The organism is Streptomyces longisporoflavus (genome assembly GCF_014649775.1).
Lineage (GTDB): Bacteria > Actinomycetota > Actinomycetes > Streptomycetales > Streptomycetaceae > Streptomyces > Streptomyces longisporoflavus.
In genome coordinates this window covers 1-9017 of record NZ_BMTR01000072.1, presented here as the reverse complement: position 1 = coordinate 9017, position 9017 = coordinate 1, and the positions used below count along the sequence as shown (strand labels likewise).

7 protein-coding genes and 2 pseudogenes are annotated in these 9017 nt (G+C 68.7%); 5 read left to right on the top strand and 4 right to left on the bottom strand.

Going from position 1 to position 9017, the window contains the following annotated elements:
• The coding region (locus tag IE226_RS43025; RefSeq protein WP_190086986.1) for an STAS domain-containing protein at positions 1-505 on the top strand (505 nt) is incomplete at its 5' end.
• Positions 506-629: 124 nt separating this feature from the next.
• Here IE226_RS43025 and IE226_RS43020 read toward each other — a convergent pair.
• Both IE226_RS43020 and IE226_RS43015 read right to left on the bottom strand, forming a co-directional pair.
• Positions 630-1595, bottom strand: coding sequence for an NAD(P)/FAD-dependent oxidoreductase (locus IE226_RS43020; protein ID WP_190086985.1), 966 nt, complete (start codon positions 1593-1595; stop codon positions 630-632).
• Between the two features lie 5 nt (positions 1596-1600).
• A complete protein-coding gene (locus IE226_RS43015; RefSeq protein ID WP_444546094.1) occupies positions 1601-1996 on the bottom strand; it encodes an arsenate reductase ArsC in 396 nt (131 codons plus the stop codon).
• A 109-nt stretch (positions 1997-2105) separates the two neighbouring features.
• Here IE226_RS43015 and IE226_RS45510 point away from each other — a divergent pair.
• Both IE226_RS45510 and IE226_RS43005 read left to right on the top strand, forming a co-directional pair.
• A pseudogene (locus IE226_RS45510) lies at positions 2106-2389 on the top strand (MFS transporter); the annotation flags it as partial.
• 882 nt (positions 2390-3271) lie between these two features.
• The gene (locus IE226_RS43005; protein ID WP_229871968.1) at positions 3272-4510 is read left to right on the top strand and encodes a PP2C family protein-serine/threonine phosphatase; all 1239 of its coding nucleotides are present in this window, start codon (positions 3272-3274) and stop codon (positions 4508-4510) included.
• Here IE226_RS43005 and IE226_RS43000 read toward each other — a convergent pair.
• Positions 4467-5525 (bottom strand): PucR family transcriptional regulator, encoded by a 1059-nt coding sequence (locus IE226_RS43000; protein ID WP_190086983.1) that lies wholly within the window; start codon positions 5523-5525, stop codon positions 4467-4469. The genes IE226_RS43005 and IE226_RS43000 overlap by 44 nt on opposite strands.
• Before the next feature lie 287 nt (positions 5526-5812).
• On the opposite strand from IE226_RS43000, the pseudogene tnpA reads away from it, so the two are divergent.
• Positions 5813-6124: pseudogene (tnpA, locus tag IE226_RS42995) on the top strand (IS200/IS605 family transposase); the annotation flags it as partial.
• Between the two features lie 140 nt (positions 6125-6264).
• Positions 6265-7323: a PP2C family protein-serine/threonine phosphatase gene (locus IE226_RS42990; RefSeq protein ID WP_190086982.1), complete on the top strand. Its 1059-nt coding sequence runs from the start codon at positions 6265-6267 to the stop codon at positions 7321-7323.
• A 25-nt stretch (positions 7324-7348) separates the two neighbouring features.
• Here IE226_RS42990 and IE226_RS42985 read toward each other — a convergent pair.
• On the bottom strand, positions 7349-9017 hold a 1669-nt coding region (locus tag IE226_RS42985), incomplete at its 5' end, for an AAA family ATPase (protein ID WP_229871967.1).

Below are 9017 nucleotides of genomic sequence, written 5' to 3'. Positions count from 1 at the left end.
GGTCGCCGTGATGGTGATGGTCTGCTTCGCGACCTTCGACTGGCACTCCATCGCACCCAAGACCCTCAAGCGCATGCCCGCCGGCGAGATTACCGTCATGGTCATCACCGTGGTCTGCGTGGTCGCCACCGACAACCTCGCCATCGGCGTCGTCGTCGGATCCGTCACCGCCATGGTCATCTTCGCCAAGCGCGTCGCCCACCTGGCCAACGTCACGGCGGTCAGCGACCCCGACGGCAGCACAGTGGTGTACTCGGTGACCGGAGAGATGTTCTTCGCTTCCTCCAACGACCTTGCCGGTCAGTTCAACTACGCCACCGACCCCGACAAAGTCGTCATCGACCTCACCGCGGCGCACATCTGGGATGCCTCTTCGGTAGCCGCCCTGGATGCGATCGAGACCAAGTACGCCCAGCGCGGCAAGAGCGTCGAGATCATCGGCCTGAACAAGCCGAGCGCCCAGATCCACCAGAAGCTCAGCGGCGAACTCACCGGCAGTCACTGACCGATCAGTCTCACCCACGAGGGCCGCGCGGACCCGTGTGGTCCGCGCGGCCCTCGCCGCGTTGAGGAAGTGCAGCGGCGCGGTCCTGCAGATGTCAAGGACGGGGACCATGCAGATGCGGTGCTCAGGACAGGGCGGCGACCGGCTGCGGCGCGGTGTCGTCCGCTTTCTGGGCGGCCAGGTACCGCTCGGCGTCCAGGGCGGCGGTGATGGCCTGCCGGTAGGTGTGGTCGACGACAGCACCGGCGGCGAACACGCCGGTCAGGTTCGTGTGCGTCGACGGTGCGGCGACCGTGATGTAGCCCTCGGCGTCGAGGTCGAGCTGTCCGGTGTACAGCTCGGTGCGCGGGGCGTGGCCGATCGCGATGAACAGCCCCGTCACGTCGAGCTCGCGCCGGGTGCCGGTGAAGACGTCGCGCAGCACAACCCCGGAGAGCATGCCGCCGCTCTTCTTGATCTCGGCGACCTCGCTGTCGAAGGCGAAGGCGAAGGAGATCTTGTCGTCGGCGAAGGCCCGGTTCTGCATGACCTTGGAGGCCCGCAGGGCGGAGCGGCAGTGGACAACGATCACGCTACGGGCGACGCGAGTGAGGAAGGCGGCCTCTTCCATGGCGGTGTCGCCGCCGACCACGACGATGTTGCGGTCACGGAAGGAGAACCCGTCGCAGGTCGCACACCAGGACACCCCGCGGCCCGACAACTCCTCCTCCGGCAGACCGAGGTTGCTGTAGCCGGAGCCGGTCGCGACGATCACCGTTCGCGCGCGGTGGACGGCGCCGGCGGCCGAGTCGGTCAGCACCTTCACCGGCCCGGTCAGGTCGACGGCAAGGATGTCGTCGTCGATCATCTCGGCGCCGAACTTCTCGGCCTGCGCCCGCATCGTCTCCATCAGCACGGGCCCGTCGACTCCCTCGGAGAAACCGGGGAAGTTCTCGACTTCGGCCGTGGTGGTGAGCGAGCCGCAGACGAAGATGGAGCTGCCGAACAGCAGTGGGCGCAGCTGGGCGCGGGCAGTGTAGAGGGCGGCGGTGTACCCGGCGGGGCCGGAGCCGATGATGATGACCTCGCGTATGTCGTCTCTGCTGGTCATCGCGCTTACGCCTCCTGCTGGGCGTCGATGTCGGCGATGAGGACCTCGATGCGGGTCTTGATCTCGTCGCGGATGGGGCGGACGGCGTCGAGTCCCTGGCCGGCCGGGCCATCGAGGGCCCAGTCGAAGTACTTCTTGCCGGGGAAGATCGGGCATGCGTCGCCGCATCCCATGGTGATGACGTAGTCGGACGCCTGGACGGCCTCGGTGGTCAGGGCCTTGGGCTTGGCAGCGCAGATGTCGATGCCGACTTCCTTCATGGACTCCACCGCGGGCGGGTTGACCTGGTCGCCGGGGATCGAGCCTGCGGAGCGGACCTCGATGCGGTCGCCCGCGAGGTGGGTCAGGAATCCGGCGGCCATCTGCGAACGCCCGGCGTTGTGGACGCAGACGAAGAGCACGGAGGCGACGGGAGCGGAGGCATGCGTTCTTCCTTCACGAAGTGGGTCACCAGCGGGTGCGGGATGCGGGGGTTCAGCTGCCCGGCAAGGTGGCAAGCAAGTCGGTGATGTGTGCGTCGATGGCGTCGCGCACCCGCTAATCACCGCCGCCACCGGCTGGCCTGCGGGCGCCACGGCGGCCGCCTTCTCCGCCGACCTGCTCATCTCCGCCCTCGCCGGGATCCACGTCGGCCGCATCCTCGACCACCGCGGCCCGCGCACCGTCATGACCACCGGTTCACTCATCGGCACCGCCAGCCCGACCCTCGTGGCCACCGCCCCAACCTGGCAGTGTTCACGGCAGGCTGGCTACTGGCCGGGCTCGCCATGGCGTCCACCTTCTACCAGCCCGCCGCTTCTCCAGGCGACCGCCACCACTGACCGATGGGGCACCGCCCACTACGGGCGCCTGTCCGGCCTGCTCGCCGCCCTCAACACGGCAGTCACCGCACTGGCACCCCTCGCGGGCGCCGCTCTGGCCGTGCCCCTGGGCGGATACCCCGCCCTGCTCGCCGTCCTGGCCGTGCTGTCCGTCCTCGGAGCAGCCTCCGCCTTGGGATCCGCACCAACGGGACGAACCCGAACATCGCACGAACGTGTCCGGCCAAAGGCTTAAGGAGGCCAACGAGGCGGCGGGGACCGGCCTTGAGGCGACGCGTTTCCCGAGTTCACCTCGCTACGGGAGGCGCGCGCGAGGGTGGGGCAGATCGGCCGGTGAAGCCCGCGGGAGCAAGATCGTGAAGCAGAGATGTCGTGCCTCCTGAGGTGACAGCCCCACGAGCCGGGCCATGACAGAGCAACGGGTGACCGTGCACGCGGATCTACCGGGGCAGAGTCCGAACCTTGGCCATCCGCGTCCCGTCCGCAGAGGGCAGCGTTCTCCAGGCAGATCAAGTTGAGGGCGCTCTCGTAGATCTGCAGCCGGGCTTCCAAGAACGGGCTGCGGTAGAGCAGGTGAAAACCGCCGCGGTGCCGACGCCGAGGACCAGGCGGGAGGCGAACAGCACTGGGTAGGAGTCGACGAGAAGACCAGCGCCGCCACCTGGGCCACAGACCAGCAGCCCCGCAACGAGCGGAAGGCGGACGCCCGAGCGGTCCGCGGCCCGCCCCGTCCCTGTCCATGACCGAAGGTCTTTCCTCGAACACTTTCGGGCAGTAACGATCTCCTGGCTCGCACCAGTGCCAGAACGCCGTAACCTGTCCGCCACAGGCAGACAGGAGGAGGTGTCAGTGGTGATGAACGCCCAGCACGGCCGTGCGCGTTCAGCCTCGCCCGCCGACCTGCTCATGGCTCTCACCACCGTCTTGCTGGTCTCGCTGGACCTGGCCTTCCATGAGCAGCATCGTGGCATCGTGGTCGCGCTCGCAGCCATACCCGCTCTGAGCTTGGCCGTGCCCGCCGGTCGCCCCTCGTGTCGGCCTCTCCTGGTCGGCGGTATCGCTCTGGCCGGTGCCTTGGTGAGCGCTGGGGTCGACTGGCGCGACCGCCCCTTCGTGCTACTCGCAACGTTCCTGAACATCGTTCTGGTCAGTCTGATCAGTCATCGCCTCCAGCCCCGTCTGCACCTCACCACGCCCTCTCCGGCTACCGTCTGCCCCGCACCGCTGCCCGTCGCGGCCCATACCGAGGCCACCCCGGAGCGACCACCGGAACTGACTGCCCAGACCTACCAGATCGGCGACTACCAACTGGCCCTGAGAAGCGTGCCCCAGGCGAACCGGACGACTCTGGTGGCCGACCTGTGCGACGCACGCGAGAGTCCCTACGGCACACGCATCCTCGTTGCCGACTTGATGGGCAAAGACGAAGCCACACGGATCGCGGGCGACGAACTCCTCGAGCAATGGCGGCAGTTGGCCATGACAGAGCCGAGCCTCGCGGAAATCGCGCGCAGTCTCGACACGGACTTGGCCCAGCGCACCGACAGGTTCGCCAAGGCCCTCCTCATCACCCTGCACGACGGGCGGGGAGAACTCGTCTGCTGCGGCCACGCACCGCCGCTGCTGCTCTCCGACGCCGGCGACGTCCGTGAACTGAACGTCCTGACGCCGGTACCGCCGCTCGGACTGTTCCACCTCGTCCCACACGGCTGCGCCGTCTACACCACAACCTTCACCGTGAGCGCAGCGAATCGCCTTCTCCTGCACACCGACGGGATCGGAAGCGTGCTGGACGCACAAGGCAGCCCGTTTCCTCTCCACGACCGGGCCCGCGCTTATGAAGGCCGCCCACCGGCCGCACTGTTGGAGGCCCTCGTGGACGACCTCATTCGGCACGCGGGCGGCGACCTGCAGAGCCTGCGAGACGAGGCTCTCCTGCTCCTGCTCCAAGCCGAGAAGCCCCGGTTCCGCCACATCACGACCGCGCTCCACTCCCCGCCTGCCTCGAACCACACAGAAGCACGCATGTACACCGGGCTTGGAGAGTTGGTCACATCTGCTGATCGGGCCAGTCCAGGAGGCGTGCGCCGATGATCGCGGTCTGCAGGGTGTAGCGGTGGACGGGGTCGGCAGGGTCGGCTCCGGTGAGCTTGTGGATGCGGTCCAGGCGGTAAGTGAAGGCGCGCACGCTGAGGGCGAGTCGGCGGGCGGCCTCAGCACTGACGCAGCCGGAGTCGAAGTAGGCGGCGAGGGTTTCGATGAGGGGCTTGGCGCCGCCGCGGGCATGCTGCAACGGGCCGAGTGTGTTGACCACCAGGTCGGCCATGGCTTGGCGGTCGCGGGTGAGGACCGGGTAAACGAGGAGGTCTGCGGCACGCAGAACCGGGTCGCTGAGGCCGAGCCGTTCGGCGAGTTCCAGTGCGTTGAGGGCTTGCTCGTAGGACTGGACGACACCGCCCGGGCCGGACTGCGGGCGACCGATGGCGACCTGGCCGCCGTCAGTGGCGGCGTAGGCGTGCTTGGCGAAGAAGGCGAGCACTTCGTCCTGGTCGGCGGGGGCGACGCAGACAAGGCGGCCGTCCTTGGTGGTGAGCAGGATGTGACGGTCGCCGAATCGGCTGACCATGGCACGCTCCACGCTGCGCGGAGTGGGGTCGCCCTCCTCGTACGCGGCCGTGCCCCGGGCGACTGCCACGGCATGAGCATAGGAAAGACGCAGCCCGTAACGCTCGGCACGTTCGGACAGCTTGCCCATGTCGCTGCGGCCGTACAGCAGGTCGTCGATGAACTCGCGGCGGGCCGCTTCCTCCTGGCGTACAGCCGCCCGCTGGGCTCGCTCGTACCCCTCGGCGAACGCGTCCAATGCCTGAGCGACAACGGCCAGTACGCTGTCCGAGGAGGCGGCGCCTGCGGGCCAGTGAGTCCGCGCCGCGGCCAGGTGGGCGGCCATCAGATCCCTCATCCCGTGACTTGCCTCCGCAGCCTGCTCGCCCAGAGAGCGCCGGGAGTCCAGTTCGTCGCGGGTCAAGCGACGGCCGGTGGCGGAGGCATCGGCGATCAGTCGTGCGAAGCCCTCCAGGTATGTGGCCGTTACGTCGCGCTCAGTCATGATCGCCCCCGATATCGTGAAGTCCTGACGCCTTTCTAGCGCAACGCTGACGGGGGCGTGCCAGCGGGACGGCGGGAGCCCGTCCCCGGCCTGCGCCGACCGGACGCGACACAAGCCCTTGCCGGCAAGTCGGTGCGGGCCTTGCGCGCATTCGTGCCCCGCGCGCTCCCCGGCTGCGCCGGATGCGGTCGCTCTCGGCTCTGCCCCCGGCGAAGCCTGCACGGCCCACAGGCCGCGGGCCGGTGGCTGCGATTCGTTGACCTGCTCCCCGGTCTAAAATCCAGGGGTTCCGGCCCGGGCTGAAGGAGTTCAACGGCGAACGCGATCACGTCCACCTCCTCCTGCTCTACCCGCCCAAGGTCGCCGTCTCGAAGCTGGTCAACAGCCTCAAAGGCGTCTCCGCTCGCCGGCTCCCGCAGGAGTTCACCGGCCGGATCGACCGCGCCGTCGTGCGCGAGCCCCTATGGTCGCCCTCAGATTTCTGCGCATCATGCGGGAGAGCACCGTCGGCGATCGTGCGCCAGTACATCGAACAGCAACAACGTCCGCTCCAAGGCGCACGTCAAAGCAGCCTTGACATGCATTCATCCCCGGCGTGAACGCCGGGGATTCTGCAAGACTCCCGGTAACGGGGCAAGCACCCGCACACTTCGACCGAACCAACCGTCCCTAGACTTCACATGAAGAGTGGGCGCCACGGAAGGCTGCTCGTGACCGAAGGCGCACCCTGGAGCACGTCATGCCCGACAGCAAGCCGCCGCACTTCACTGTTCTGGCCATTCTTCCCTTCGCCGTCATGGCGATCGTCGCCGCGGTGGACGTCGGCGCAGGACCGGGCGTGGGCTACCTGCCTCTGGTGTCACTCGGTCCCGCCTTCGCCGGCCTCATCGGCGGCTGGCGGCGTACCGCGCTCATCGGCGCCGCGGCACTGCTGCTGTGCACCGCCCTCGGCATCTACAACGAGTCCTACTCGCAGCGCCGCCTCTACACCGCCATGGCCTCGGTGGCCGGGGTGACCGCGGCGGGTGTCGCGGCTGCGGTGATGCGCCAGCGCCGGGAGGCCGAACTGGCCAGCGTCCGCTCGATCGCGGAGGTCGCCCAGCGGGTGCTCCTGCGCCCGGTGCCGCGCAGCGCCGGTCCCCTGCGGATCGCCTCTTCGTACACCTCGGCGGTCGCCGATGCCCGTATCGGCGGCGACCTCTACGAGGTGGTCGCCTCACCGCACGGCGTGCGCATCATCCTGGGAGACGTTCAGGGCAAGGGTCTCGAGGCGGTGGAGACCGCGGCCCTCGTCCTCGGTGCCTTCCGTGAGGCGGCACACGAGGAGGTGGACCTGACACATGTCGGCGAGCGAGTGGAGCGTGTGGTCGATCGCGAGCTGCAGGGCGAGAAATTCGTCACGGCGGTACTCGCCGAGGTTGCCGGCCGGCACACAATGACACTGCTCAACTACGGCCACCCCGCCCCCATGGTCGTACGACAGGACGGCACCACCTGTTTTCCCGAGCCGCTACGGTACGCACCGCCGCTGGGCCTGGGCCTGCCCGACATCGTCGGCCCACAGCCCTACGAGGTGGACTTCGTGCCGGGTGACCAGGTCCTGCTCTACACCGACGGCGTCAGCGAGGCCCGTGACCACACCGGCGCCTTCTACTCCCTCGCAGAACACTCCTCCCTGCTCAAGGATCACGATCCTGAGGCCGCTCTGAACGCGATCCGGGCCGAGCTCGTACGGCATGCGCAGGGACCGCCGCACGATGACGCGGCGATGCTTCTGCTGCGCTACCAGGAGCGCTGAGAAGTGGCCGGTGAGAGGGAGCCCCTCAGGGGCGACTGGCGTGCCGGGCCTCCGGGTTGGTGAGGGCGTGGCGCGGGTCGGTGGCTCGGGTGATGGCGGTCTCGACCGAGGCGACGCGGTCGGCGAGGAGGCCGAGGGCGGCTACGGCGCGGATCAGGGGGTCGTCGTCGGGGCCGCCGAGCGTCCGGGCGCGGACGTGGGTGGCCTTGATGCCGGCCCAGCGGTCGGCCTGTTCCGGGGTGAGGGTGCCCCGCAGCTCGGCCAGCTTGAGGAGGTTGGCCTCGGCCCCGCTGGTGAGGGTCTGGGCCTCGCCGGAGTAGTGGTCGTCGATGAGGGCGGCGAGTTCGGCGTTGTTCATGACGGGGTCGATCCTGGCGGCGATCTTGTTCATGTTGCGGTAGGAGCCCTGGAGCCGGAAGGGCGGTTCGGTGCGGGTGTCCTCGGACTGGCCCGCTGATGCGATGTAGGCGGCGTTGACCGCCAGGACCGTCGCGCGGGCGGTGAGCAGGTGCCTGAGCACGGCGACGATATGCTCCACTTCGGCGGGGGCGTAGGGATGCGTGAGAGCGTCGGCGCGTGCGGTGGGGTCGTCCTCCGCCAGGCGGATCAGGAGATTCAGATCGGCACGCTCACGCCCGGCGAGCGGAGCCAGAACCGGGTTCGCCGTGAGGGCGTTCTCGACGAAACTGAGAGCGAAGACGTCTTCCTTGCCCGCCAGGACATCGCCGAGGTTCCAGACGTCGGCGCGGTTGGCGAGCATGTCGGGGATGCGGAAGCGGGCACCGGACTCGGTGTAGGGGTTGCCGGCCATGCAGACCGCGAAGCGTTTGCCGCGCAGGTCGTACGTGCGGGAAGTACCGTTCCAGACGCCTTCCATCCGGCGCTGGGCATCGCACAGGGAGATGAACTTCTGCAGCAGTTCGGGCGAGGTGTGCTGGATGTCGTCCACGTAGAGGAGGACGTTGTTGCCCGCCTCCAGCGCGAAGTTGACCTTCTCGATCTCCTGGCGGGCCGTTGCGTTCGGAGCCTCGGCGGGGTCGAGCGAGGTGACACCGTGACCGAGCGCCGGGCCGTTGACCTTCACCAGGACCATGCCGAGTCGGTCGGCCACATACTCCATGAGGGTCGTCTTGCCGTAACCGGGCGGGGAGATGAGCAGCAGCAGGCCACCTGCCGCGCCGAGCTGCTTGTCGAGGCTGTCACCGATGAGCGGCAGGTACACCTCGTCGATGAGGCGGTTGCGGACGAAGGCGGACATGACGTTGGGCCGGTACTCGTCCAGCCGCAGGCGGCTTCGTTCGACCGCGACGAGCTCGGTGCGGCGGGCCTGGTAGGCACGGAATCCGGGGACGGTTTCGGCGCGGAAGTCGCGGGTGCGGGCGAGGAGTTCGTCGATGCGGACAGGGAGGCGGCGCCCTTCGATGCGCGGGTGGGTACCGAGGAGCCCGTCGACGGTTTCGGCGAGCGGGGCCCCGTGGTCGTAGCGCCGCAGGTCGGGGCAGAGTTCGACGGCGACCGCCTCGGCAAGGTCGTCGGCGCCCTCGCCGGTGGCGGTCGCGTACGAGGACAGCCACGCCTCGACCAGCTGCCGCCGCACACCGAGGTCGGAGATACCCGCGAGGTCATCCTCGTATGCCGAACTGGCCATGGCACGGCGGAACTTGTCCAGGAAGGTGCGGGTGTGCGTCTTGGTG

Bases quoted from the DNA above. Each gene is read 5' to 3' on its own strand.
- IE226_RS43020 (WP_190086985.1), bottom strand. From the start codon at position 1,595: ATGACCAGCAGAGACGACATACGCGAGGTCATCATCATCGGCTCCGGC.
- IE226_RS43005 (WP_229871968.1), top strand. From the start codon at position 3,272: ATGAACGCCCAGCACGGCCGTGCGCGTTCAGCCTCGCCCGCCGACCTG.
- IE226_RS43000 (WP_190086983.1), bottom strand. From the start codon at position 5,525: ATGACTGAGCGCGACGTAACGGCCACATACCTGGAGGGCTTCGCACGA.
- IE226_RS42990 (WP_190086982.1), top strand. From the start codon at position 6,265: ATGCCCGACAGCAAGCCGCCGCACTTCACTGTTCTGGCCATTCTTCCC.